Origin of the sequence: Methylobacterium nodulans ORS 2060 (genome assembly GCF_000022085.1) — a bacterium.
Lineage (GTDB): Bacteria > Pseudomonadota > Alphaproteobacteria > Rhizobiales > Beijerinckiaceae > Methylobacterium > Methylobacterium nodulans.
In genome coordinates, this window is sequence record NC_011894.1 from 7,495,274 (window position 1) to 7,518,571 (window position 23,298).

The 23,298-nt window shown below is 69.9% G+C and carries 24 protein-coding genes; 12 read left to right on the plus strand and 12 right to left on the minus strand.

The window, feature by feature from the left end; genetic code table 11:
* Positions 1–189: 189 nt before the first annotated feature.
* Entirely contained in the window at positions 190–1,695 is a 1,506-nt protein-coding gene (locus tag MNOD_RS35065) for a bifunctional ADP-dependent NAD(P)H-hydrate dehydratase/NAD(P)H-hydrate epimerase (RefSeq protein ID WP_015933703.1), read from the minus strand.
* A gap of 182 nt (positions 1,696–1,877) precedes the next feature.
* Between MNOD_RS35065 and MNOD_RS35070 the strand changes: the two genes are divergently transcribed.
* The 7 genes from MNOD_RS35070 to rpmG all read left to right on the plus strand — a co-directional run bounded on the left by MNOD_RS35070 (position 1,878) and on the right by rpmG (position 9,314).
* Positions 1,878–2,216: a P-II family nitrogen regulator gene (locus MNOD_RS35070; protein WP_015933704.1), complete on the plus strand. Its 339-nt coding sequence runs from the start codon at positions 1,878–1,880 to the stop codon at positions 2,214–2,216.
* Between the two features lie 110 nt (positions 2,217–2,326).
* Positions 2,327–3,739, plus strand: coding sequence for a type I glutamate--ammonia ligase (gene glnA / locus MNOD_RS35075; protein ID WP_015933705.1), 1,413 nt, complete (start codon positions 2,327–2,329; stop codon positions 3,737–3,739).
* Between the two features lie 378 nt (positions 3,740–4,117).
* Entirely contained in the window at positions 4,118–6,406 is a 2,289-nt protein-coding gene (gene rnr / locus MNOD_RS35080) for a ribonuclease R (protein WP_015933706.1), read from the plus strand.
* Positions 6,403–6,918, plus strand: a complete 516-nt coding sequence (locus MNOD_RS35085) for a DUF983 domain-containing protein (protein WP_015933707.1) — start codon at positions 6,403–6,405, stop codon at positions 6,916–6,918. The genes rnr and MNOD_RS35085 overlap by 4 nt, the downstream gene beginning before the upstream one ends.
* A complete protein-coding gene (locus MNOD_RS35090; RefSeq protein ID WP_043749972.1) occupies positions 6,854–7,609 on the plus strand; it encodes an NUDIX hydrolase in 756 nt (251 codons plus the stop codon). The genes MNOD_RS35085 and MNOD_RS35090 overlap by 65 nt, the downstream gene beginning before the upstream one ends.
* A 245-nt stretch (positions 7,610–7,854) precedes the next feature.
* The gene (locus MNOD_RS35095; RefSeq protein WP_015933709.1) at positions 7,855–9,021 is read left to right on the plus strand and encodes an MFS transporter; all 1,167 of its coding nucleotides are present in this window, start codon (positions 7,855–7,857) and stop codon (positions 9,019–9,021) included.
* A 125-nt stretch (positions 9,022–9,146) separates the two neighbouring features.
* A complete protein-coding gene (gene rpmG, locus MNOD_RS35100; RefSeq protein WP_015933710.1) occupies positions 9,147–9,314 on the plus strand; it encodes a 50S ribosomal protein L33 in 168 nt (55 codons plus the stop codon).
* A 221-nt stretch (positions 9,315–9,535) separates the two neighbouring features.
* On the opposite strand, the gene MNOD_RS35105 is transcribed toward rpmG, so the two are convergent.
* The 3 genes from MNOD_RS35105 to MNOD_RS35115 form a co-directional block, all read right to left on the minus strand.
* Positions 9,536–10,000 (minus strand): hypothetical protein, encoded by a 465-nt coding sequence (locus MNOD_RS35105; RefSeq protein WP_015933711.1) that lies wholly within the window; start codon positions 9,998–10,000, stop codon positions 9,536–9,538.
* Positions 10,001–10,255: 255 nt separating this feature from the next.
* Entirely contained in the window at positions 10,256–11,629 is a 1,374-nt protein-coding gene (locus tag MNOD_RS35110) for a PleD family two-component system response regulator (protein ID WP_015933712.1), read from the minus strand.
* A gap of 16 nt (positions 11,630–11,645) precedes the next feature.
* A complete protein-coding gene (locus MNOD_RS35115; RefSeq protein ID WP_015933713.1) occupies positions 11,646–12,026 on the minus strand; it encodes a response regulator in 381 nt (126 codons plus the stop codon).
* A gap of 182 nt (positions 12,027–12,208) precedes the next feature.
* Between MNOD_RS35115 and MNOD_RS35120 the strand changes: the two genes are divergently transcribed.
* Together MNOD_RS35120 and MNOD_RS35125 are read left to right on the plus strand one after the other, a co-directional pair.
* Positions 12,209–12,442 (plus strand): DUF3572 domain-containing protein, encoded by a 234-nt coding sequence (locus MNOD_RS35120; RefSeq protein WP_244424622.1) that lies wholly within the window; start codon positions 12,209–12,211, stop codon positions 12,440–12,442.
* Positions 12,439–13,728, plus strand: coding sequence for a DNA polymerase IV (locus tag MNOD_RS35125; protein WP_015933715.1), 1,290 nt, complete (start codon positions 12,439–12,441; stop codon positions 13,726–13,728). The genes MNOD_RS35120 and MNOD_RS35125 overlap by 4 nt, the downstream gene beginning before the upstream one ends.
* Positions 13,729–13,734: 6 nt before the next feature.
* Here MNOD_RS35125 and MNOD_RS35130 read toward each other — a convergent pair whose 3' ends face one another.
* Complete coding sequence (locus MNOD_RS35130; protein WP_015933716.1) at positions 13,735–14,589, minus strand: cell envelope integrity EipB family protein; 855 nt, start codon at positions 14,587–14,589, stop codon at positions 13,735–13,737.
* 536 nt (positions 14,590–15,125) lie between these two features.
* On the opposite strand from MNOD_RS35130, the gene MNOD_RS35135 reads away from it, so the two are divergent.
* The gene (locus MNOD_RS35135; protein WP_015933717.1) at positions 15,126–15,656 is read left to right on the plus strand and encodes a GcrA family cell cycle regulator; all 531 of its coding nucleotides are present in this window, start codon (positions 15,126–15,128) and stop codon (positions 15,654–15,656) included.
* 186 nt (positions 15,657–15,842) lie between these two features.
* On the opposite strand, the gene phoB is transcribed toward MNOD_RS35135, so the two are convergent.
* From phoB to pstS, 6 genes are all read right to left on the minus strand, one after another.
* Positions 15,843–16,547, minus strand: coding sequence for a phosphate regulon transcriptional regulator PhoB (phoB, locus tag MNOD_RS35140; RefSeq protein ID WP_015933718.1), 705 nt, complete (start codon positions 16,545–16,547; stop codon positions 15,843–15,845).
* Positions 16,548–16,572: 25 nt separating this feature from the next.
* Positions 16,573–17,292: a phosphate signaling complex protein PhoU gene (gene phoU, locus MNOD_RS35145; protein WP_015933719.1), complete on the minus strand. Its 720-nt coding sequence runs from the start codon at positions 17,290–17,292 to the stop codon at positions 16,573–16,575.
* Between the two features lie 122 nt (positions 17,293–17,414).
* Positions 17,415–18,227: a phosphate ABC transporter ATP-binding protein PstB gene (pstB, locus tag MNOD_RS35150; protein WP_015933720.1), complete on the minus strand. Its 813-nt coding sequence runs from the start codon at positions 18,225–18,227 to the stop codon at positions 17,415–17,417.
* A gap of 29 nt (positions 18,228–18,256) precedes the next feature.
* Positions 18,257–19,195 (minus strand): phosphate ABC transporter permease PstA, encoded by a 939-nt coding sequence (gene pstA / locus MNOD_RS35155; RefSeq protein WP_015933721.1) that lies wholly within the window; start codon positions 19,193–19,195, stop codon positions 18,257–18,259.
* 23 nt (positions 19,196–19,218) lie between these two features.
* Positions 19,219–20,193 (minus strand): phosphate ABC transporter permease subunit PstC, encoded by a 975-nt coding sequence (gene pstC / locus MNOD_RS35160; RefSeq protein ID WP_015933722.1) that lies wholly within the window; start codon positions 20,191–20,193, stop codon positions 19,219–19,221.
* A gap of 140 nt (positions 20,194–20,333) precedes the next feature.
* On the minus strand, positions 20,334–21,374 hold the full coding sequence (gene pstS, locus MNOD_RS35165) for a phosphate ABC transporter substrate-binding protein PstS (RefSeq protein WP_015933723.1): 1,041 nt from the start codon (positions 21,372–21,374) through the stop codon (positions 20,334–20,336).
* A 261-nt stretch (positions 21,375–21,635) separates the two neighbouring features.
* Between pstS and MNOD_RS35170 the strand changes: the two genes are divergently transcribed.
* Positions 21,636–21,890 carry a hypothetical protein gene (locus tag MNOD_RS35170; RefSeq protein WP_015933724.1) on the plus strand — a complete coding sequence of 85 codons (255 nt, stop codon included), beginning with the start codon at positions 21,636–21,638 and terminating at the stop codon, positions 21,888–21,890.
* 316 nt (positions 21,891–22,206) lie between these two features.
* On the plus strand, positions 22,207–22,929 hold the full coding sequence (locus MNOD_RS35175; protein ID WP_015933726.1) for a sigma-70 family RNA polymerase sigma factor: 723 nt from the start codon (positions 22,207–22,209) through the stop codon (positions 22,927–22,929).
* Positions 22,930–23,002: 73 nt separating this feature from the next.
* Here MNOD_RS35175 and MNOD_RS35180 read toward each other — a convergent pair whose 3' ends face one another.
* Positions 23,003–23,203 carry a hypothetical protein gene (locus MNOD_RS35180; RefSeq protein ID WP_015933727.1) on the minus strand — a complete coding sequence of 67 codons (201 nt, stop codon included), beginning with the start codon at positions 23,201–23,203 and terminating at the stop codon, positions 23,003–23,005.
* Positions 23,204–23,298: the final 95 nt, after the last annotated feature.

The following is a 23,298-nucleotide window of genomic DNA, read 5'->3' on the forward strand; positions in this document are numbered from 1 at the left end:
CCCCTCTCCCGAGTGGGAGAGGGGCAGGGGTGAGGGTGCTACGCTTCAGAACAAGACACTGAACAAGACACTGAGCGTCGCGCTGGCCGCGGCACGGGTCAGGGTCTTTGCTGTACCCGTCTCCACCCTCACCCCTACCCCTCTCCCACTCGGGAGAGGGGATCCCGTGCCCTCTTGTCTGCGAACGGATCAACCGGAAGCCGTATAAGCTCCCAGGAAATCCGCCAGCACCCGCGGCATCAGCTCGGGCAGGTCCTCCGCGATCAGCCCCGGCCCGTGCTGCCGCCCCGCCTCGGCATGCATCCACACCGCCGCGCAGGCGGCCTCGAACGGGGGCATGCCCTGCGCGAGCAATCCCAGGATCAAGCCCGTGAGCACGTCGCCGGAGCCTGCGGTGCCGAGCCAGGGCGTGCCGTTGTGGTTGATGGCGGCCCGCCCGTCGGGAGCGGCGATGACCGTGTCGGCGCCCTTGAACACCAGGACGGCCCCGAGGAAGGCCGCTGCGGAGCGGGCCCGCTCCAGCTTCGAGCCGGGCGGCACCGCCGCGACGTCGTCGAACAGCCGCGCGAACTCGCCCGCATGCGGGGTGAGCACGGCCCGCGGAGCCCCCGCCCGCAGATGCTGCGCGAGGTCCCCCGTGCGTCCCTTGAAGCTCGTCAGCGCATCGGCATCGAGGACGAGGCCCCGCCCCGCCTCCGCCGCCACCCGCACGATGCCGCGGGTCGCGCCGCCTCTGCCGAGGCCCGGCCCCGCCGCAATGGCGTTGAGCCGCTCGTCGACGAGCAGGTCCTCGAGGTCGTCGGCGCCGTTACAGGCCCGCAGCATGATGGCCGTGAGGTGGGCGGCGTTCTCGGCAAGCGCCGTCTGCGGCGAGGCGACGGTGACGAGGCCAGCCCCGATGCGCAGCGCCCCGCGCGCCGACAGCCGCGCCGCGCCGGTGCGGGTTGCCGGCCCCGAGACCACGACCGCGTGGCCGCGCGTGTATTTGTGGCTCGTCTCGTTCAGCCGTGGGAAGGCGGCGGCCCACAGGGCCGGCGCATTCGCGAAGGTGCGGGCGCCGAGTCCCTCGACGATCGCATCCGCGATGCCGATCTCCGCGACCGTGACCGGCCCGCACAGGCTCCGCCCCGGAAACAGCAGGTGTCCGGGCTTCGGCCGCACGAAGGTGACGGTCTCGCTTGCCTGCACGGCGATGCCGCGTTCCTCCCCGCTGTCGCCGTCGAGGCCGGAGGGCACGTCGACCGCGAGAACCGGGACGCCCGAACCGTTCACCCGCTCGATCAGCGCCTGGGCCGCCCCGTCGACCGGCCGCGCCAGCCCCGCGCCGAACAGGGCGTCGATCACGAGGTCGCAGCCCGCGGGCTCCGCCGCGGCCGCATCCGCGACCGGCCCGGTCCAGGATGCGGCGGCCGTCGCCGCGTCGCCCTTGAGCGCGTCGCGCGCGCCGAGCAGCGCCACCTCCACCCGGCGCCCCGCGGCCGCGAGTGCGCTTGCCGCGACGAAACCGTCGCCGCCGTTGTTGCCGGGCCCGCACAGCACCAGAATGCGGGCGCCCTCCCCCGTCCGGGCCAGCGCCCGCTCGGCCACGGCCGTGCCCGCGCGGCGCATCAGCGTGAACCCGTCGGTGCCCGCCGCGATCGCCGCGGCATCGGCCCGGCGCATCTCGGCATTGGTCAACAGCTGGATGGTCACCATCGCGGCCTTCCCTCCGATCTCCGGACAAGGGACTCAAGACGCGGCATCTGCACAACAATCGCGCAGGATGCGCCCGTCTGCTGAGCAGTTCTCACGGGGCGCCCCGGAAATCCTCATGGCGGTCGGCGCGGCGCGATGGTAGGAATGCGGCCGGAACCGTTGCAGAACCAGGCCCGCCCGGCATGAAGAAGATCGAAGCGATCATCAAGCCCTTCAAGCTCGACGAGGTGAAGGAAGCCCTTCAGGAGGTCGGCCTCCAGGGGATTACGGTGATCGAGGCGAAGGGGTTCGGCCGCCAGAAGGGCCATACCGAGCTCTACCGCGGCGCGGAATACGTGGTCGATTTCCTCCCCAAGGTGAAGCTCGAGATCGTGCTGCCCGACCACCTCGTCGAGGGGGCGGTTGACGCCATCCGCAAATCCGCGCAGACCGGCCGCATCGGCGACGGGAAGATCTTCGTGTCGTCGATCGAGGAGGCCATCCGGATCCGCACGGGCGAAACGGGCGCCGACGCGATCTGATTTCCCGGTCCGCCTGACCTCCACCCGAATTCAGACCGTCCCCTCGCCCCAGCGGGGGGTGCGGATTTGCGACGGCCCGAGCGCCGATTCTAGGAAGGGGTCCAAAGGGAATGGCCAAGACTGCCACGGAAGTCCTTAAGGAAATTAAGGACAACGACGTCAAGTACGTCGACTTCCGCTTCACCGATCCGCGGGGCAAGTGGCAGCACGTCACCTTCGACGTGTCGCTCGTGGACGAGGACATCTTTGCGGAAGGCACGATGTTCGACGGTTCGTCGATTGCCGGATGGAAGGCGATCAACGAGTCCGACATGCTGCTGATGCCCGACCCGGCGACGGCCTGCATGGACCCGTTCTTCTCGGCCGCGACGATGTCGATCGTCTGCGACGTGCTGGAGCCGGCCACCGGCGAGCCCTACGGCCGCGATCCCCGCGGCATCGCCAAGAAGGCCGAGGCCTTCGTGAAGGCGAGCGGCATCGGCGACGCCATCTTCGTCGGCCCCGAGGCCGAGTTCTTCGTCTTCGACGACGTGCGCTTCTCGGCCGATCCCTACAACACCGGCTTCCGGCTCGATTCGGTCGAGCTGCCGATCAACGGCCAGACCGAATACGAGGGCGGCAACCTCGGCCATCGCATCCAGACCAAGGCCGGCTACTTCCCGGTGCCGCCGCAGGATTCGGCCCAGGACATGCGCGGCGAGATGCTGGCCGCCATGCAGTCCATGGGCGTCAAGGTCGAGAAGCACCACCACGAGGTGGCGTCGGCCCAGCACGAACTCGGCATGAAGTTCGACACGCTGACGCTGATGGCCGACCATATGCAGATCTATAAGTACTGCATCCACAACGTCGCCCAGAGCTACGGCAAGACCGCGACCTTCATGCCGAAGCCGGTCTATGGCGACAACGGGTCGGGCATGCACGTCCACCAGTCGATCTGGAAGGAAGGCAAGCCGGTCTTCGCGGGCAACAAGTATGCCGACCTGAGCCAGGAATGCCTCTGGTACATCGGCGGCATCATCAAGCACGCCAAGGCGCTCAACGCCTTCACCAACCCGTCGACCAACTCCTACAAGCGGCTGGTCCCGGGCTACGAGGCTCCGGTGCTGCTGGCCTATTCGGCCCGCAACCGCTCGGCCTCCTGCCGCATCCCGTGGACGACGTCGCCGAAGGCCAAGCGCGTCGAGGTGCGCTTCCCCGACCCGATGGCGAACCCCTACCTCGCCTTCGCCGCGATGGTGATGGCCGGCATGGACGGGATCGCCAACAAGATCGATCCCGGGCCGGCCATGGACAAGGACCTCTACGACCTGCCGCCCGCGGAGCTCAAGGAGATCCCGACCGTCTGCGGCTCGCTGCGCGAGGCGCTGAACTGCCTCGACGCGGACCGCGAGTTCCTCAAGGCGGGCGGCGTCTTCAACGATGACTTCATCGACTCGTTCATCGAGCTGAAGATGACCGAGGTGCTGCGCTTCGAGATGACGCCGCACCCGATCGAGTTCGTGCACTATTACTCGCTCTGAGCCGATCTCAGGATTGCCGCAACGAAGGGCCGGAGCGATCCGGCCCTTTTCTTTGACGCGATGGCCGTGGGCCATTGGTCGGGTTCTAAATGGACGCGGGGAACCCCTCTGCCGCACGGGAGAGGGGTTCCCCGCGCGGACTTGTCTCTGAACAGATCAACCGCAAGCCGTATCACCCCTCTCCCGGGCGCATGCAGCGCCAGCGGAAGCTGGCCCTCCCCGCCACCCCGGCGGCGGCCGCGGTTGCTCGCGAGGGCCCGGGATCCCATATCCGGTGAAGAGGTTAGACCCTCGCGGGGCCGGAGGGTGTCGCGGAGCCGGTCGTCGCTCGCCCAAACCTGCTTCCCCCCAAGTCTCCGCTCCCTCTGAGTCTCTCCCTTGGCCAAACGCACTGCCCCGAAAGCCGACCACGGCGCCCTTCCGTCCCGCGAGGCCGTCCTCGCCTTCATCGCGGAGGCGACCACCAAGGTCGGCAAGCGCGAGATCGCCAAGGCCTTCGGCCTCAAGGGGGCCGACAGGCTCGAGCTCAAGCGCATGCTCGCCGAGCTCAAGGAGGAGGGAATCGTCGAAAAGGACCGTTCCGGCCTGCGCAAGGCCGGGCGCCTGCCGCCAGTCCTCGTCGCCGATATCGATGCGCGCGACCGCGACGGCGAGTTGCTGGCGAGCCCCGCCCAGTGGGATCCGGAGGCCGGCCCTGCCCCGAAGATTCTCGTCATGATGCCCCGCGGGCGGCGCTCCGGCGCGCTGCCCGCGCCCGGCATCGGCGACCGCGCGCTGCTGCGCGTCGAGCCCGACCGGGAGGCCCCCGGCCGCTATATCGGCCGCGTCGTCAAGGTCATCGGCCGCAACAAGGCCGAGGTGCTCGGCGTCTACCGCGCCCTGGAGAAGGGCGGCGGACGCGTCCTGCCCGTCGACAAGCGCGCGCAAGGCCGCGAGATCGCGATTCCGGCCGGCCAGGAGGGCGAGGCGCGCGACGGCGACCTCGTCAGCGTGGCGCTCGCCCGCGAGGGGCGCCTCGGCCTGCCGCAGGGCCGCGTGAAGGAGCGGCTCGGCGCGATCAGTTCCGAGAAGGCCGTCAGCCTCATCGCGCTCCACGCTCACGGCATCCCGCATGTCTTCCCCCGGGAGGTGCTGGCCGAGGCCGAGCGCGCGGCGTCGGCCGGGATGGAGAATCGCGAGGATTGGCGTGACGAGCCCCTCGTCACCATCGATCCGCCGGACGCCAAGGACCACGACGACGCGGTCAGGGCGGTGCCGGACCCGGATCCGGCCAATGCCGGCGGCTTCCTCGTTACGGTCGCCATCGCGGATGTCGCCGCCTATGTGCGGCCGGGCAGCCCCCTCGACCGCGAGGCGCTCGCGCGCGGCAACTCGGTCTATTTCCCCGACCGGGTCGTGCCGATGCTGCCGGAGCGGATCTCGAACGACCTCTGCTCCCTGCGCCCCGGCGAGGACCGGCCGGCCCTGGCGGTTCGCCTCGTCATCGGCGCGGATGGGCGCAAGAAGCGCCACAGCTTCCACCGGGTGATGATGCGCTCGGCGGCGAAGCTCGCCTATGCGCAGGCGCAAGCGGCGATCGAGGGGCAGCCGGATGCGGTCACCCTCCCGCTCCTGGAGCCGAGCTTACGCCCGCTCTGGGCGGCGTATCGGCTGATGGCGAGGGCGCGCGACGCCCGCGGCCCCCTCGCCCTCGACCTGCCCGAGCGCAAGGTGATCCTCGATGCCGAAGGCGGCGTCGACCGGGTCGTCGTGCCCGAGCGGCTGGAGGCACATCGCCTCATCGAGGAGTTCATGATCCAGGCCAACGTCGCCGCCGCGGAGACGCTGGAGGAGAAGGCCCAGGCGCTGATCTACCGCGTGCACGACGAGCCCTCGCTCGAGAAGATGCGGGCGCTCGGCGAGGTCCTGGCCTCGATCGGCATCAAGCTGCCCAAGGAAGGGGTGCTGCGCCCCTCCCTGTTCAACCGCATCCTCGGCCTCGTCGACGGCACCGAGCATCAGGTCTTCATCAACGAGGTCATCCTCCGGTCGCAGGCCCAAGCGGTCTATGCGCCGGAGAATGTCGGACATTTCGGGCTGGCGTTGCGCCGCTACGCCCATTTCACCTCGCCGATCCGGCGCTATGCCGACCTCGTCGTGCACCGGGCGCTGATCCGGGCGCTCCGCCTCGGCCCGGACGGGCTGCCCGACATGGGGACGGGCGAACTCGCCGAGATCGGCCAGCAGATCTCCATGGCCGAGCGCCGCGCCATGGCGGCGGAGCGCGAGACCATCGACCGGCTGATCGCCCAGCACCTCGCCGACCGCGTCGGGGCCACCTTCGCGGGCCAGATCTCCGGCGCCACCCGCGCCGGGCTGTTCGTGAAGCTCGACGAGACCGGCGCCGACGGCTTCGTGCCGGTCTCGAGTCTCGGGGCGGATTACTTCCGCCTCGAGGAGGGGCGGCACGCCCTCGTCGGCGAGCGCACGGGCGAGACCTTCCGGCTCGGCGACCGGATCACGGTGCGGCTCGTGGAAGCAGCCCCCGTTGCAGGCGCCTTGCGCTTCGAAGTGGTATCGGAGGGTGCACGCGGCGCGCCGGCGCCGCGCCGGGGTGGCCTGCGCAAGGGGCGCGCGCTGCCGGAGCGTCGCGAGGGCCTGGCCAAGCGAAGGGGGAAGCGGGCATGATCGAGATCGACGGCAGGGCCACCCCTGCGGCGATGCCCACGGAGGAGGTGCCCTGGTACCTCGCCATGGCGCGGGGTTTTCGCAATCGCTGCCCGCATTGCGGGCAGGGCCGCGTCTTCGGACGCTTCCTCAAGGTACGCGACGCCTGCGAGTCCTGCGGCACCGAGCTGCATCATCACCGGGCCGATGACCTGCCGCCCTATCTGGTGATCTTCATCGTCGGCCACCTCATCGGCCTCGGGATCCTGGAAAGCCAGATGCGCTTCGAGGACATCCCGCTCTGGTTCGAGCTCGCCTTCTGGCCGGCCGCGACCCTGGCCCTAGCGCTCGCCCTGCTCCAGCCCGTGAAGGGCGCGGTGGTCGGGCTGCAATACGGTCTTGGCATGCATGGCTTTGCCGCGATACGCCGCAGGCGGGCCGAGACGAGCCCGGGCGGGGAGACACGGGATGGCGCGCGCGACGGCCGGGACGATGGACAGCGGGGCCATGCCCCCGATCTCCGCCGCGCGTGAGCGCAAGCCCGCGCTGCGGCCCAAGAACGCCGCGACGCTGATCATCCTCGACCATTCCGGCAGGACGCCCACCGTCCTGATGGGCCGGCGCCACGACGGCCACAAGTTCATGCCCGGCAAATACGTCTTTCCGGGTGGCCGCATCGAGCTCGCCGACCGGCACATGCCGGTGGCGGGCACGCTGAACGACCGGGCGGAGGCGGCGCTCACCGCGCGGGTCACGCGTCCACCCCATCATCTCGGCCGGGCGCTGGCGCTCGCGGCGATCCGCGAGACCTACGAGGAGACCGGCCTGATGATCGGCACCCGGGAATACGGGGCGCCCGAGACGGCGCCGGACGGGCCCTGGGCGGCCTTCCGCGAGGCGGGAGTGATGCCGGATCTCGAAGCCGTGCAGTTCGTCGCCCGTGCCATCACCCCGCCGCAGCGGCCCAAGCGTTTCGACACCCGCTTCTTCGCCGTTACCCGCGAGGCGGTCGCCGCCGAGACGCCCGGGATGGTCGGTCCCGAGGCGGAGCTGACAGAGCTCGCCTGGGTGAGCTTCGCGGAGGCGCGCAAGCTCGACCTGCCGCGCATCACGCATATCGTCCTCGACGAGCTAGAGGCGCGCCTCGCGGCCGGCTTCAGCCCGTTCCTGCCGGTGCCGTTCTTCCGTGAGGTGCGGGGCCGGCATACGCGCGAGGAAATCTGATCGGCGCCCTCGCCGATCCAGACCTGAACCTCATCCCGAGGTGCTGGCGATCGGAGATCGGCAGCACCTCGGGATGAGGTCGCGGTTGGGATAAGCCCGAAGGGACGAGCCCCCGCCGTCACGCCTCGGTCCGGGCCATTCCCGGCGCGTCCCCGCCGGCGCATGCGGGCCCCCCACCCGGCACCCTGGCCCAACGGCAGGTTTCGCGCCATATCCGGCCGCCCGTACCAGCCGGCAGGATGATGATGCACGCAGTCACGGAGGGTTTCGGCAGGGCCGACGTTGCCTCGATCGCGGCGGCGATCACCTGCGTGGCGGTGGTCGGCATCGGCCTGAGCCTGTCGATCCCCCTCCTCTCCCTCGAGATGGAGCGGATGGGCATCTCGAACACGATGATCGGCGTCAACACCGCGGTGGCGGGGGTCGCCAGCATCGTCGTGGTGCCCTTCGTGCCGCGAGTGGCGGCGCGGCTCGGCGTGCTGCCGGTGCTCCTCGGCGCCATAGCGGTGGGCGCCGCCTCGCTGGTCGGCTTCCGGCTCCTGTTCGGTTTCCTGTGGTGGTTCCCGCTGCGCTTCACCTTCTCGGCGGCGCTCGGCGTGCTGTTCGTGCTGTCGGAGTTCTGGATCAATCAGGCGGCGCCCCCGGCCCGGCGCGGGCTCGTCATGGGGATCTACGCCACCGTGCTGGCGCTCGGCTTCGCGGTCGGCCCGGGGCTGCTCGGCCTCGTCGGCACCGCGGGCTGGACGCCCTACCTCGCGGGGGCGGCCCTGTTCGGCGTCGGCGCCCTGCCGCTCCTCCTCGCCCGCGGCCTCTCGCCCGAGATCCCGCGCAAGGGGGGACGGGGCTTCCTCGGCTATCTGCGGGTCGCGCCCTCGGCGACGCTCGCCGCCCTGATCTACGGCGCCGTCGAGACCGGCGGCTTCGCCATCCTGCCGATCTACGGCCTGCGGCTCGGCTTCACCGCCGAGGAGGCGGCCGGCCTCGTCAGCCTCGCGGCCCTGGGCAACGTGCTGTTCCAGATCCCGATTGGCCTGCTCTCGGACCATGTCGACCGGCGCAAGGTGCTGCTCGGCGCGAGCGGCTTCGGGGCCCTCGGCGCCCTGCTGCTCCCGGCGGGCGCGGACGAGCCCTGGCTCCTCGGCGCCATCCTGTTCGCCTGGGGCGGCATCGCGGGCACGCTCTACACGGTGGGCCTCGCGCATCTGGGCGCCCGCTTCGAGGGGGCTGCGCTCGCGGGCGCCAATGCGGCCTTCCTGGTGCTCTACAATGTCGGCCTCGTCCTCGGGCCGCCCCTGGTCGGCGGCGGCATGGACCTCGCCTCCCCGCACGGCTTCGCGTGGTCGCTCGCCGGGCTGTTCCTCGCCTATCTCGTCGTGGTGGGCGGGCGCCTGATCCGGGCAGCCCCGGCGTAACCCCCGGGGCGGCTTGACGCTTGGGGACGAATGGGGCATTGAGGCCGCGCGTTTCGGCCGGGCCCTCCCGGCCCTTTTTGCGTTTCGGTCACCCGGACGCATCCCCTGAACAACGAGGTCGCGTCATGGCCAAGGCCGTCACCGTCAAGATCAAGCTCGTCTCGACCGCCGACACCGGCTATTTCTACGTCACGAAGAAGAACTCGCGCACGCAGACCGAGAAGCTGTCGTTCAAGAAGTACGACCCCGTCGCGCGCAAGCACGTCGAGTTCAAGGAAGCCAAGATCAAGTAATACCAACGGTCATTTCCATGTGACCGTTGGTTCCGGGCTCGAACTGTCGCCAAGCCTCGTTACAAAGCCTTTGGCTTGGTGCCGACAATTCGAGACGGGTCAATGGCCCGATGCGTGAACACGCGCGTCAGCACCTGCTGCGTCAGCAACCTGGGCCGTTGGTATAAGACCGACCTACCGCCGCACGGAAGAGAGGCCGCCCCGAGGGGCGGCCTTTTTCGTCAGGCGAGAAGGTAGAGCAGCCCCGGCAGGCTCACCACGGCGGCGGCGCAGCCATAGGCGAGCCAGAGGCCCGGGCGCTTCGCCGCGAGGCGGCGCAGGCGGCGGGCGGTGGCGGAGCCCGTGACGCTGCGGCCATTCACGCAGGAGCACAGCAGGTGGTGGGCCTCACCGGTGCTGAGCTCGAAGAAGCTGCGGGCATCGCCGAAGGTGTCGCCGGACAGCCCGCTCGCCCGCAGGACCGGGTCCGCATACGCATAGGCGATCGGCGAATTGTCGGCCCGGATCGCGGCGCGCATGCGGCGCGGCACGAACTCGATCTCCTCCAGCGTCGTGAAGGAGCGGGTCGGCTCGCGGTCGAGGATCTCGGCCCAGCGTTCGAGCCGGGCGCGCCGGCCTTCGAGCAGGCCTGAGACCGGCTCGACGTCGGCGATATCGCGGAGGTGACGAAGCGGCTGATGTTCCATGCTGGGCATCCTGTCGATGCGCGGCTCTAAATCTCGCGCGCTGCGGTCGAACCAGGATGCTACAGAGTTCGCGAGGATGCATTCGCGAAGATCGATGCCGTTTTTTGCTGGTTTTACTGCTAAGGTTGCTTGGCCGACATCAAAAGAGATGGTCGAAATCAACGATCTGGAGCGGAGCCGTCGGGTGCGGGCAGGCTCTGCCCGCTACAATCCGGCCGGGCTTGCGTCATTCGGCCGCAGGAGGCGTGACGGATGTCACGCGGCCGCGGCGACCACCCGGTTCCGCCCCTCCTGCTTGGCCTGGTAGAGCGCGACGTCGGCGCGCTTGAGCAGGTCCGCCGGGCCGGCATCGTCGGGATGGCGCACCGCCACGCCCACCGACACGGTGACGTCGATGGTCCGCGTGCCGCCATGGATCGTGAACGGCGCCGCCTCGATCCGCTCCCGGATGCGCTCGGCCACCTGCTGCGCCCCGTCGAGCCCGGCATCGGGCACCACCACCACGATTTCCTCGCCGCCGAAGCGGGCGACGATGTCGATGCCGCGGGTATGCGCCCGGATGCGGTCGGCGAACTGCCGCAGGACCTCGTCGCCGGCATCGTGCCCGAAGCCGTCGTTGATGGTCTTGAATCGGTCGATGTCGAGGAGGAGGAGCGCGATTGGGCGCCCGCGCAGGACCGCCTCGCGGAACAGGCCGGCGAGGTGGCTGTCGAAGTAGCGGCGGTTGTGCAGCCCGGTGAGCCCATCGGTGACGGCGAGTTCCATCGAGGCTTGGACGGATTCGCGTAAGGCATGCGCGAAGCGCTTGCGGCGCACCTGCGTGCGGATGCGCGCCACCAGCTCGTTGCGGTCGATCGGCCGCACGAGGTAGTCGTGCACCCCGAGATCGAGGCCCCGCATGATCCGGGCGCGGTCGCCCGCATCGGCCAGCATCACCACCGGCATGGTGCGGGTGCGGTCGAGGGAGCGCAGCTGGCTGCACAGGCGCAGCCCGTCGAAGCCCTCGAAGTCGAGGCTCACCAGGGCCACGTCGTAGGAGCCCTCGGTGGCCTTCTCGAGCGCCTGGTGCGGGTCGCAGACCACCTCGACGCAATGAGACTGGCCGAGCGCCGCGGCCATGCGGCCGGCGGAGGCGCGCCGGTCGTCGGCAATGAGCAGGCTGGCATTGAGGCCGGTCTCGGCCGCGGCTGCGGCGAGCGGATCGCCGAAGCCGAGATCGCGGGAGGCGAGCGCGCGGTTGCGCAGCTCGTCCGTCATCGCCTTGAGTCGCACCAGGCTCCGCACCCGCGCGAGCAGCGCCGTGTCATCGATGGGCTTCGTCAGGAAATCGTCCGCACCCGCGTCGAGCCCGCGCAGACGGTCGCTCGGCTGGTCGAGGGCGGTCACCATCACCACCGGCAGATGGGCCGTGGTCGGGGTCGTCTTCAGCCGACGGCACACCTCGAACCCATCCATGCCCGGCATCATCGCGTCGAGCAGGACGATGTCGCACAGCCCCTTCTCGCAGATCGCGATCGCGTCCAGCCCGTTCATGGCCGAGACGACGTCGAAATATTCCAGCGAGAGCTTGGTTTCGAGCAACTTCAGGTTGGGAAAGAGGTCGTCGACGATGAGCACGCGGGCCGACATGGACCTAAGGCCTTTCTCAGCTCTGGCGCTCGTCGCCGAGGTAGGTGCGGACGGTGGCGAGGAACTTCGCCACCGAGATCGGCTTCGACAGGTAGGCCTCGCAGCCGCCTTCCCGGATGCGCTCCTCGTCGCCCTTCATGGCGAAGGCCGTGATGGCGATCACCGGAATGCTCTTGAGTTCGTCATCCTCCTTGATCCACTTCGTGACTTCGAGCCCGGACACTTCGGGGAGCTGGATGTCCATCAGGATCAGGTCGGGACGGTGCTGGCGCGCGAGCTCGATCGCCTCGATCCCGTTCGCGGTCTTGAGGGTCGCGTAGCCATGAGCCTCCAACAGGTCGTTGAAGAGCTTCATGTTCAGCTCGTTATCCTCGACGATGAGCACCGTCTTCGTCATGGCTCACTGTCTCCGGCGCCGGCGAGTCGTATCCGAACCTCCGACGACGCCTGTTCGTCCCGTTTAAGCGGCACAAGTTGATGAAACGCAAATCACAGAGTTTTACCAGAGGGAAAGCCCCTCGGGGCGGAATACCGGGCCGGGCCGAGGCCGAGGCGCTCGCGGGCGCCGTGTTCGGATTCGTGACCGGGGACCCCGCCCGCCTGATGCGCTTCATGGACCATGCGGGCCTGAGCCCCGCTTCCCTGCGGGAGGCCGCCGAGAGCCCCGATCTCCTGGTCGGGCTCCTCGACCACGTGGTCTCGGACGAGGAACTCCTGCTCGCCTGTGCCGAAGCGATCGGGGAAGCGCCGGAGCGGATCACGCTGGCCTGGCGGCGCCTCGGGCCGCCCGAGCCCGAATCCTTCGGGGCATGAGCCCGGCGCTCTGCCGCGACTGCGCCCGCCTCACCGGCGGCAGCCTGCGCTGCGCCGCCTGCGGGTCGCCCCGGCTGGTGATCCATCCGGAGCGCGACGCGCTCGCGATCGCCCATGTCGATTGCGACGCCTTCTACGCGGCGATCGAGAAGCGGGACGATCCGTCGCTCCGCGACCGCCCGCTCATCATCGGCGGCGGGCGCCGCGGCGTGGTCTCGACCGCCTGCTACTTGGCCCGCACCCACGGCGTGCACTCGGCCATGCCGATGTTCAGGGCGCTGAAGGCCTGCCCGGATGCCGTGGTGCTGCGCCCCGACATGGAGAAATACGCCCGCGTCGGCCGCGAGGTCCGGGCGATGATGCGGGCGCTCACGCCCCTGGTCGAGCCGGTCTCGATCGACGAGGCCTTCCTCGACCTGTCCGGCACGGAGCGGCTCCACGGCGCGAGCCCGGCGGTGACGCTCGCGCGCTTCGCCCGCACGGTCGAGGCCGAGATCGGCATCACGGTCTCGATCGGGCTCGCGCCCAACAAGTTCCTGGCCAAGATCGCCTCGGACCTGGAGAAGCCGCGGGGCTTCTCGGTGATCGGGCGGGCGGAGGCGCAGGGCTTCCTGGCGCCGCGTCCCGTCGCCATTCTGCCCGGCATCGGGCAGGCGGCGGCAGCGAGGCTCGGGAGCCTCGGCATCACGACGGTCGGGGACCTGCTGCGCGTCCCGCCCTCCCGCCTGCAGGCGGCCCTCGGGCGCGACGCCCTCCGGCTCGCGGGCCTCGCCCGCGGCGAGGATCCGCGCCGCGTCCAGCCGGCCCGGGAGGCGAAGAGCGTTTCGGGGGAGACCACCTTCGCGGAGGATCTGCGGGACTTCTCCGCCCTGCGGCCGATCCTGTGGCGCCTGTGCGAGACGGTGGCGCGCCGGCTGGTGCGGGCGGAGCTCGCCGCCGGCAGCGTGACCCTCAAGCTGAAGGACGCGGGCTTCCGCCTGCGCACCCGCAGCCGTTCCGGCCTGCCGCCGACGCAGCTCGCCGAGCGTCTCTTCCGTCCGGCCGAGGCGATGCTGCGCGAGGCCTGCGACGGCACGGCCTATCGCCTGATCGGAATCGGGGCGGGCGACCTCTGCGCGGCGATCCACGCCGACCGGGGCGATCTCGCCGATCAGAGCGCCCGGCGCGAGGCGAGCCGGGCCGCGGCCGTGGAAAAGCTGCGCGCCCGTTTCGGTACGGCGGCGGTCCAGCGCGGCCTCGCCTTCAGGCCATCGGCCAAGGATCCGACCAAGGACCCGAAACGATAGGGCCGCTCAGAGGCGGCAATCCTTGCTCTCGGGGCCGAGATCGATCCGGGAGAGATCGCCCTTCAGGGTGAAGTCGCCGTAGTCGAGCCGCAGGGCGCCGCTGACGCCATTCTCGTAGAGGTCGAAGGAGAGCACGTAGATCGGCGTGCGCTCGCCCTCCCCGGTGGAGAAGTAGCTCAAGGTGACGGGCCAGCGCGGCATCGCCGCCAGCGCGCCCTCCTGAAGCGGGGCTTCGGCCCTGGGCGCCGCATCCTTGGCCTCCGCGCTCGCCGGAACCGTCCGGCGGGGGCCGATCACCGCGAGCGTGTCGTAGACCTTGCGGCCGTCATCCGAGCCGTCGAAGACCTTCACGGACACGGTCCGCTCGCCCGCCTGGGCGGCCTCGATCAGCCGGCGCATGTGGGCTGCCGGAAACAGCACCTCGCCCGGCACCGTGACGCGCGTCTTCTGCGGCTGCTTGATCGTGACCGCGAGCCCCTTCTCGTCGCGCTCCGCATCGCCGTCGATGGCGGGCTGCTGGCTGCCGTTGAGGTCCGACTGGGTGCGGAAATGGAAGGCGCGGCCGTCGCCGCTCTCGAAGGTGTTGTTGCGCAGGTCCGAGGTGCGCGTGCCGCTCTCGGAACTCTCCAGCACCGTCACCTGCCGGTATTGCAGCGCCCAGCCCTTGCAGGGGTCGCCGGAGAAATCGAACACGATGCGCCCGCGGGCGCTCTCGACCGAGCGGGCGCCGCCGCTGCGCATCAGCGAGAGGTCGTAGACGGCGCGGTGCGGCGCGAGGCGGATGCCGGGCGCCGGCTCGGCGGCGAGGCCGGAGGGGAGGAGCACGAGGAGCGGAAGCAGGGACGCGAGGACGATCCGCATGGAGTTTCCCGTGTCGGGCGCGTGCGGCGCCGGGCTCGAACCATAGGTGCAGCCCGCCGCGCGGGCAACGTGGCCTCTCGGACGGCCGCCACCGTGACTTGTCTGCCACGCTTGTCCCGCGCGCGGTGCCGATTGCTCCCGCCGCAGGCTCGCGGCGGGCCGGACGGCAGCGCCGTCCGGCCTCTCGGAGGGGGAGCCGCCGCGCGTCGCGGGCCCAATGTGATCCACAACAAGCTGTTGAGGACATGTGGATTTCGGCGAGCCTCGGGGCCCGTTCGCCCGGCCGGGCCGTCGCTTGGCGCCCCCATCGCAGCGGTGCGCTCCGCCCCGACCGATGCGGGGAAAAGGGCCTCGCTGCGGCCGGGGACTCTTGCGCGGGGAACGGCCGCTCCTGTAGGTTCACCCCCGTCGCAGGCGCTGTCACGAAGCGGCGATCACCAGCAGGATCGAAGGGGTTGGACGTGCGGCCACATGGCCGGGCGCAGGCGGTTGCGTGCGTCTCGACCTCTGGTGTGTGGGGGAAGTCGGAGGCGGCGATGACGGATGCGGGCCCGAGCTGGACGAAGGAACGGGTCGAACTCCTCAAGCGGCTCTGGGGGGAAGGACGCAGCGCGAGCCAGATTGCCGCCGAGATCGGGGGCGTGTCGCGCAATGCGGTGATCGGAAAGGTGCACAGGCTCGGTCTTGCCGGGCGCGTGCTGAGGTCGAACGGGGCGGCGCCCGCGCCGGCTCAACCCCGGCGAGCGGCGAGCGAGGAGGCGCGCGGCCCGAGCCCCGCGCCGATGCCGACCGTGGTGGCGCCGGCGCCCGCGCCTCTCGCGCTGGTGCGGCCGGAGAGCATCGCGCCGGCCGAGGTCGCCCTGCCGCTGTCGGAGCGCGTGACCATCATGGAACTGCGCGAGTTCATGTGCCGCTGGCCGATGGGCGATCCGTCCTCGCCGGATTTCCGCTTCTGCGGCGCCCGCTCGATCACGGGCTTGCCCTACTGCATGCACCACGCCCGCATCGCCTACCAGCCTGCCGCCGAGCGCAAGCGCAGCGACAGACGGGTCGTGGGCTTCCGGTAGAGCCTAGTTCGACGAAGCGGCATCCACTTCATCGGCAAGGTGGCCGATCAGGAACCCGGATCGGCAGCCGGCCCATCGTGACCGGATGCCGGCTCAAGGTGACTGTCGCGGCGGAACGGGCCGTGCGTAGGAACGCCCCTCTCCCGTGGGGAGCGGCCTTCCTGTGCTCGGCTCGGCGGTGACGGCTCAGGCCGTGCCGTTGGCGAACATCTCGTCGAACGAATAGCCCGATCCCCTCACGGTGCGGATCGGGTCGGGACGGCGCGGCCGGTTGATGGCCTTGCGCAAGCGGCCGATATGCACGTCGACGGTGCGCTCGTCGATATAGACGTCGTGGCCCCAGACGCCATCGAGGAGCTGCTCCCGGGAGAAGACCCGGCCGGGGCTCTGCATCAGGAACTCGAGCAGCTTGAACTCCGTCGGGCCGAGATGGAGCTCGCGGCCCTCGCGCCTGACGCGATGGCTCACCCGGTCGAGCTCGATATCGCCCGCGACCAGGAGGTGCGCCACGTGGGCCGGCTTCGCGCGGCGCAGGAGCGCCCGCACCCGCGCCAGCAGTTCCGGCACCGAGAAGGGCTTGACGATGTAATCGTCGGCTCCCGTCGCGAGCCCGCGCACCCGGTCGCCCTCCTCGCCCCGCGCGGTCAGCATGATGATCGGCAGCCGCTCCGTCTCCCGGCGCGCCCGGATGCGGCGGCAGAGTTCGATCCCGGACAGGCCCGGCACCATCCAGTCGAGGAGGACGAGATCCGGGATCTGCTCGCGCAGCCGGATATCGGCCTCGTCGCCGCGGGCGACGGCATCGACCTCGAAGCCCTCGGCCTCGAGGTTGTAGCGAAGGAGGAGCGTCAGCGGCTCCTCGTCCTCGACGATCAGGATCCTCGTACTCATGCAGAACGCTGGAACTCCGACAGGGTCACGCCTCCGGCTGCGGCGCCACCGTGGCGAAGCTCGACCGATCGTTCTTCGGCCGGTCCGTCGGCAGCGTCTCGCCGGTGACGAGGTAGTGGATTGTCTCGGCGATATTGGTGGTGTGGTCGCCGATCCGCTCGACGTTCTTGGCGCAGAACAGGAGATGCGTGCAGAAGCTGATGTTGCGCGGGTCCTCCATCATGTAGGTCAGGAGCTCGCGGAACAGTGAGGTGTAGAGGGCGTCGATGCCGCCGTCGCGCGCCCAGACATCGAGGGCGACGGTCACGTCCTGCGTGGCATAGGCGTCGAGCACGTCCTTGAGCTGCTCCTGCACGAGCTCGCTCATGTGCTGCACGCCGACCACGACCTTCTGCGGCTGGGGCTGGTCGCTGATCGCTACGACCCGCTTGGCGATGTTCTTGGCGAGGTCGCCGATCCGCTCGAGATCGCCCGAGACCCGGATGGCCGAGATGGTCTCGCGCAGGTCGACGGCCATCGGCTGGCGCTTGGCGATGAGCAGGATCGCCCGCTCCTCGATCTCGCGCTGGAGCCCGTCGAGCCGGGAATCCGCGGCGATGACGGACTGGGCGAGGGTCGCGTCGCGCCGCACCAGGGCGTTGGCGGCATCCGCCATCATCTTCTCGCCGATCCCGCCCATCTCGGCGATGCTGCGGCGCAGGTTCTGCAGGTCCGTGTCGTAGGAACTGACGATATGGTCCGACATGGCGCTGTCCCCGTTCGCAAGAGCATTGTCCGATGGCGTGTGCCGGTTCACCGCAGGCCATGCGGCACGGTCGGAGCCCGGATTCCGCCTCCGACCGGACCGGAGGCGGAATTGGCGGTCGATCAACCGAACCGGCCGGTGATGTAGTCCTGAGTCTGGCGCTTGGCCGGGTTCATGAACAGCCGGTTGGTCGGCCCGAACTCGATCAGCTCCCCCAGATACATGAAGGCGGTGAACTGCGAGATGCGGGCCGCCTGCTGCATGTTGTGGGTGACGATGGCGATGGTGAACTCGCCGCGCAGCTGCTCGATCAGCTCCTCGATGCGCCCGGTCGAGATCGGGTCGAGCGCCGAGGTCGGCTCGTCGAACAGGATCACCTCGGGGCGCTGGGCCACCGTGCGGGCGATGCAGAGGCGCTGCTGCTGGCCGCCGGACAGGCCCATGCCGGATTGCTTGAGCTTGTCCTTCACCTCGTCCCAGAGCGCCGCCTTGCGCAGGGCCTCCTCGACGCGGGTGTCGAGGTCGGCCCTGCTCAGGCGCTCGTAGAGCCGGATGCCGAAGGCGATGTTGTCGTAGATCGACATCGGGAAGGGCGTCGGCTTCTGGAACACCATGCCGACGCGGGCGCGCAGCTCGTTGAGGTCGATCGACGAGTCGAGGATGTTGCGCCCGTCGAGCAGGATCTCTCCATCCGCGCGCTGCTCCGGATAGAGGCTGTAGATCCGGTTGAAGGTGCGCAGCAGGGTGGACTTGCCGCAGCCGGACGGGCCGATCAGGGCGGTGACCTGCCGGTCATGGAAGTTGAGATTGATGTTCTTCAGGCCGTGGAAGGTGTTGTAGTAGAAGTTCAGGTTCTTGACGGCGATGCGGATCGGCGCGGATTCATCGGCGGAGCTCGGTCCGACGATCGGAGCGGCGGTGGCAGGGGCGCTCATCGGGGTTCTCCGGAAGCTCGGCGGCGGGATCAGCGGCTCTTGCCGCCTTGCAGGAAGACGCGGGCCACGATCGACAGGCCCAGGATGGTGATGGTGATGAGGAGCGCCCCGGCCCAGGCGAGCTGGCGCCAGTTCTCGTAGGGCGAGAGGGCGAACTGGTAGATCATCACCGGCAGGTTGGCGATGCCGCCCATCAGGTTGGCGCTGAACCAGGAATTGTTGTTGAGCGCGGTGAAGAGGAGCGGCGCGGTCTCGCCGGCGATGCGGGCGAGCGCGAGCAGGATGCCGGTGACGATGCCGGCCTGCGCGGCCTTCCAGCTCACGGCCCGGATCACGATCGACGCAGGCGCGCCGAGCGCCGCCCCGGCCTCGCGCAGGCTGCTCGGCACGAGGCGCAGCATGTCCTCGGTGGTGCGCACGATCACCGGCGTCGCGATGATGGCGAGCGCCACGCCCCCGGCCCAGCCCGAATAGCCGCCCATGGTGCGGACCATCACCGTGTAGACGAAGAGGCCGATCAGGATCGAGGGGGCGGAGAGCAGGATGTCGTTGAGGAAGCGGATCAGGTCGGCGAGCTTCGAGGTCCGGCCGTACTCGGCGAGGTAGGTCCCGGCCAGCACCCCGATCGGCGTCGCCACGACGATGCCGATCAGCGTCATGATCAGGCTGCCCAGGATGGCGTTGGCGATGCCGCCGCCCTGCGAGCCGGGACCCGGCGTCACCTCGGTGAACAGGGCCGGCGAGAAGCCGCGCAGGCCCTCGACGATCAGCATGACCAGGATCGAGCCGAGCACGATGGCCCCGAGCACCGTCGCGACCGTGCACAGCACGACCAGCAGGCGGTCGGCGGTGCGCCGGCCGGCGCGCACGCGGCCCCAGGCCTGCACGGCCGGGGCGGCGCCGTGGCCTGCAGGAGCTTCACCTGCCGAGCTTCGGCCTGCCGGGGCGAGGGTGGTCCGGGCGTCCATGGGAGGGGCTCCGTCGCGGGGGATCAGGACACCTTCACGCGGCGCACGAGCAGCCGGGCGACGATGAGCACGATGAAGGTGATGACGAACAGGATGCAGCCGAGCGCGAGCAACGCATGGAGCTGCATCCCGTCGGCCTCGTTGAACTCGTTGGCGATGCGCGAGGCGATGGTCGAGCCCGGGTCGAAGATCGAGGCCGAGAGCCGGTTGGCGTTGCCGATCACGAAGGTCACCGCCATGGTCTCGCCGAGGGCGCGGCCGAGGCCCAGCATGATGGCGCCGATGATCGAGACCGAGGCCTGCGGGATCAGCACGTGGCGCACCACCTCCCAGGTGGTGCAGCCGATGCCGTAGGCGCTCTCGCGCAGCACGGTCGGGATCTGGTCGAGCATGTCGCGGGTGATCGAGGCCACGAAGGGCACGATCATGATGGCGAGGATGATGCCGGCGGTGAGCACGCCGACGCCGGAGGGCACCTGCGCGTAGAGCAGCGTGCCGACGATGGGCAGGCCCTCGACGAGGTTCGAGACCGGCACCTGCACGAAGCGGGCGAAGAGCGGCGCGAAGACGAACAGGCCCCACATGCCGTAGATGATGCTCGGCACCGAGGCGAGGAGCTCGATCGTCATCGCCACCGGCTTGCGCGCCCAGCCGGGGCAGAGCTGCGTGAGGTAGATCGCGATGCCGAGCGAGATCGGCACGCCGATCAGCAGGGCGAGCAGCGCGGAGACGAGGGTGCCGATGATGGCGACGAGCGCGCCGAACTCCTCGCGCCCGACATTCCAGGCGCTCGAGGTGATGAAGCCCGGCCCGAAGGTCTGGAAGGCCGGCCATCCGCCATAGACGATCGAGCCGAGGATGCCCGCGAGAACCAGCAGCACCAGGAGCGCCGAGCCGAGCGAAGCGGCCTGGAAGAGGCGGTCCGCCACAGGGCTCGGCGCTCTGCGCGCGGCCTTCGGGTCGGAGGCGAGAGCGGCGTGTTCGGACAACGCGACCATCCGGATTTCCCTAAACTGGACCGCCTTAGCGTGCCGGGCAGAGCGACGCGAGTGGGTGATGGGGATCGGTCTGAACAGGAGGATCTCCTCACCCGCTTGGGGAGAGGGGATCCGCGCCGGTCATGATCGGGGAAGCCGGATCACAGCCCCAAGACGGGCTTGCCGTCCTTGCCGGTGACCTTCTTCCACTCCTCCTGGACGAGGCCGACGACATTGTCGGGCAGCGGCACGTAGTCGAGCTCGCTGGCGAGCTTGTCGCCGTGCTTGTAGGCCCAGCCGAAGAACTTCAGCACCTCGGCGGCGCGGGCCGGGTCGTTGGGGGATTTCGGGATCAGGATGAAGGTCGCGGCGGTGATCGGCCAGGCCTTCTCGCCGGCCTGGTTGGTCAGCGCGATGCCGAAGCCCGGCATGGCCTTCCAATCGGCATTCGCGGCGGCGGCCTGGAAGGACTCGTCACCCGGCTGCGGGAACTGGCCGGCCTTGTTCTGCAGCAGGATCACCGGCAGGTTGTTCTGCTTGGCGTAGGCGTATTCGACGTAGCCGATCGCGTTCGGCACCTGCTTGACGACGGCGGTGACGCCCTCGTTCCCCTTGCCGCCCTGGCCGACCGGCCAGCTCACCGTCGTCGAGGCGCCGAATTCCTTCTTCCAGTCGGCCGACACGTCCGACAGGTAGGTGGTGAAGATGTTCGTGGTGCCCGAGGCGTCGGAGCGGTAGACCGGCGTGATCACCGCGTCGGGGAGCTTCACGCTCTCGTTCAGCTTGGCGATCTTCGGGTCGGACCACTTCTTGATCTTGCCGGAATAGATCTCGGCCAGGAGCTCGCCGGTGAGCTTGACCTCGCCGGTCTTGACGCCCGGGACGTTCACCACCGCGACGACGCCGCCCATGACGGTCGGGAACTGCACGAGACCGTCCTTCTCGAGGGCCTCGCCCTTCAGCGGGGCGTCGGTCGCGCCGAAATCGACCGTGCGCGCCTGGATCTGCTTGATCCCGCCGCCGGAGCCGATCGACTGGTAGTTGAGGCCGACATTGGCCTCCTTGCGATACGCCTCGGCCCACTTCGAGTAGACCGGGAACGGGAAGGTGGCGCCAGCGCCCGTGATGTCGGCAGCCAGGGCGGCCGTGGCGATCTGGGCGGTCGCAAGCCCGATGGCGAGCGCGGTGGAGAAGGGTCTCACTAAAACTCTCCGTGTTCCTGGCGATCTGTCGCGCGGCCGAAGCTTGACCTTTCGTCAAACTGTCCATCGCGGTGGGACGGGTAGCCCCGCAACGACGCCGCCCCTATGTCAGTTGCATGACGGTTCGATGACGCCCCGGGCCGGCGGGAGCGCGGCGCGGCGACGCCCGCGGGGTTAAGTCGCGCGCGGGATTGCGACTCTCCAGGGGCCTTGCGCGTTAATCCTCCGGTGGCAACACGGGAGCAGCCGAGGATTCCCGCCGTGCAAGAGGCGACGACCGAGATCGGAAACGGGCAAGATCCGGAGCGCGCGGCCCTGCTCGCGCTCCATGCGGAGCGCGAGTCGCTGGAGCGCCGACTCACGCTGGCACGCCAGCAACGCCTCTACCTGTCGGATCCGGACGCCATCGCGGCCGCTCAGGCCGAGGAGCGGGAGCTTCTCCAGCATCTCGACCGCCTTCTGACGCGGATCCGCGCGGCGGAGTACCGGAGCCGGCCCGGCGGACGGTCCTGGTAGGGCCGATCCGACCCGGGGCGGGAACCTTGACCGTGCTCCGGCCGTTGCCCAGGGCGCGCGGCCTCCCTGTGGGGCTCCGCCGGTCATGCGTGGGAGGAGCCGATGGCGATCGATGCGGATCAGGCCGGGGACACGATCCCGAGTGGCGCGCCGCTCGCGGCGGAAGGCGGGATGCCGCGCCGCTCGGACGCCTGAGGCGCATTCGGGCGGCGATGCACGGCCGCTCCCTCCCACCCCACCGCGTGCGGCCGGCCGCTGCGATGTCTCCCACCGTTCCGTCCGGCCCTCACATCCACCTGTCGAGAGTTACCCAGTCATGCTCTATCCGAACGCCGCCGCTGCAACCTCGGCCGAGGCCAAGCCCTCCCTGCCCTCCGCCGTGCAGCAGCATCTCGGCCGGCACCTGCGGGACGCCTACGCGGCGATCGAGACCACGATCCCGGACGGTTTCCTGGCGCTGATCGAGCGGCTCGAGGCAGCGCTCACCGAGCAGGGCCGCACCGTCGAGCCGGAATTCCGCGACGGCCTGCTCGCCGCCCTGCCCTCGCTGCGGGCCTTCGCGCTCTCGCTCACCAACAACGCCGCCCGGGCGGACGACCTCGTCCAGGACACGATCCTGCGGGCTTGGCAGAACCAGCACCGCTTCCAGCCCGGCACCAACCTCAATGCGTGGCTGTTCACCATCCTGCGCAACGCCTTCTACTCGGAGCAGCGCAAGCGCATGCGCGAGGTGCAGGACGAGGACGGCTCCTATGCGGCCCGCCTGTTCACGGCGCCCGATCAGGGCCACCGGCTCGACGTGCAGGATCTGCGCGCGGGTCTTGCCAAGCTTCCGCCGGACCAGCGGGAGGCGCTGATCCTCGTGGGGGCCGAGGGGCTGTCCTACGAGGAGGTCGCCCGCATCTGCGGCGTCGCCATCGGGACCATCAAGAGCCGGGTCAACCGCGCCCGCAACCGGCTCGCGGACCTGCTCGGCTACACCGACGACGACCTGAGTTCCGACCGGATGATCCAGTCCGCAATGAGCGAGAGCGCCTGATTCCGGCGCCGCGCAGGCCCGGCCGGCGCGAAACGAGAAACCCCTCTCCCACCGGAGAGGGGTTTCTCGTCCGTCAGCGCGAACGCTGCAGCTCCCGCTCCCGGTGGCGAAGCCGCAGCAGCAGCTGGATCTGATCGGAGGGCAGCGGGAGGCCGTCCGTCGTCGTCTCGTAGAAGGCCCGCAGAACCTGTCCCAGTCGCCGCTGGATCTCGGCTCCCAGGAACGGCAGCCGGCGGTCGGGCGTCATGTCCGGCGTCACGGCGTCCTGATTCATCGCGATCCCCTTGCGCAGTCAGGGACTCCGGCAACGGGGAGCCCGCTCGCGAGCACCGAGGATCGGTCCGCATGGTAAAGAACGGGTAAATTTCG

What these genes read in the sequence shown, in the direction of transcription:
- MNOD_RS35065 (WP_015933703.1), bottom strand. Translation starts at nt 1,695, where the DNA reads ATGGTGACCATCCAGCTGTTGACCAATGCCGAGATGCGCCGGGCCGAT.
- MNOD_RS35070 (WP_015933704.1), top strand. Translation starts at nt 1,878, where the DNA reads ATGAAGAAGATCGAAGCGATCATCAAGCCCTTCAAGCTCGACGAGGTG.
- glnA (WP_015933705.1), top strand. Translation starts at nt 2,327, where the DNA reads ATGGCCAAGACTGCCACGGAAGTCCTTAAGGAAATTAAGGACAACGAC.
- MNOD_RS35085 (WP_015933707.1), top strand. Translation starts at nt 6,403, where the DNA reads ATGATCGAGATCGACGGCAGGGCCACCCCTGCGGCGATGCCCACGGAG.
- MNOD_RS35090 (WP_043749972.1), top strand. Translation starts at nt 6,854, where the DNA reads ATGGCGCGCGCGACGGCCGGGACGATGGACAGCGGGGCCATGCCCCCG.
- MNOD_RS35095 (WP_015933709.1), top strand. Translation starts at nt 7,855, where the DNA reads ATGCACGCAGTCACGGAGGGTTTCGGCAGGGCCGACGTTGCCTCGATC.
- rpmG (WP_015933710.1), top strand. Translation starts at nt 9,147, where the DNA reads ATGGCCAAGGCCGTCACCGTCAAGATCAAGCTCGTCTCGACCGCCGAC.
- MNOD_RS35105 (WP_015933711.1), bottom strand. Translation starts at nt 10,000, where the DNA reads ATGGAACATCAGCCGCTTCGTCACCTCCGCGATATCGCCGACGTCGAG.
- MNOD_RS35110 (WP_015933712.1), bottom strand. Translation starts at nt 11,629, where the DNA reads ATGTCGGCCCGCGTGCTCATCGTCGACGACCTCTTTCCCAACCTGAAG.
- MNOD_RS35115 (WP_015933713.1), bottom strand. Translation starts at nt 12,026, where the DNA reads ATGACGAAGACGGTGCTCATCGTCGAGGATAACGAGCTGAACATGAAG.
- MNOD_RS35125 (WP_015933715.1), top strand. Translation starts at nt 12,439, where the DNA reads ATGAGCCCGGCGCTCTGCCGCGACTGCGCCCGCCTCACCGGCGGCAGC.
- MNOD_RS35130 (WP_015933716.1), bottom strand. Translation starts at nt 14,589, where the DNA reads ATGCGGATCGTCCTCGCGTCCCTGCTTCCGCTCCTCGTGCTCCTCCCC.
- MNOD_RS35135 (WP_015933717.1), top strand. Translation starts at nt 15,126, where the DNA reads ATGACGGATGCGGGCCCGAGCTGGACGAAGGAACGGGTCGAACTCCTC.
- phoB (WP_015933718.1), bottom strand. Translation starts at nt 16,547, where the DNA reads ATGAGTACGAGGATCCTGATCGTCGAGGACGAGGAGCCGCTGACGCTC.
- phoU (WP_015933719.1), bottom strand. Translation starts at nt 17,292, where the DNA reads ATGTCGGACCATATCGTCAGTTCCTACGACACGGACCTGCAGAACCTG.
- pstB (WP_015933720.1), bottom strand. Translation starts at nt 18,227, where the DNA reads ATGAGCGCCCCTGCCACCGCCGCTCCGATCGTCGGACCGAGCTCCGCC.
- pstA (WP_015933721.1), bottom strand. Translation starts at nt 19,195, where the DNA reads ATGGACGCCCGGACCACCCTCGCCCCGGCAGGCCGAAGCTCGGCAGGT.
- pstC (WP_015933722.1), bottom strand. Translation starts at nt 20,193, where the DNA reads ATGGTCGCGTTGTCCGAACACGCCGCTCTCGCCTCCGACCCGAAGGCC.
- MNOD_RS35175 (WP_015933726.1), top strand. Translation starts at nt 22,207, where the DNA reads ATGCTCTATCCGAACGCCGCCGCTGCAACCTCGGCCGAGGCCAAGCCC.
- MNOD_RS35180 (WP_015933727.1), bottom strand. Translation starts at nt 23,203, where the DNA reads ATGAATCAGGACGCCGTGACGCCGGACATGACGCCCGACCGCCGGCTG.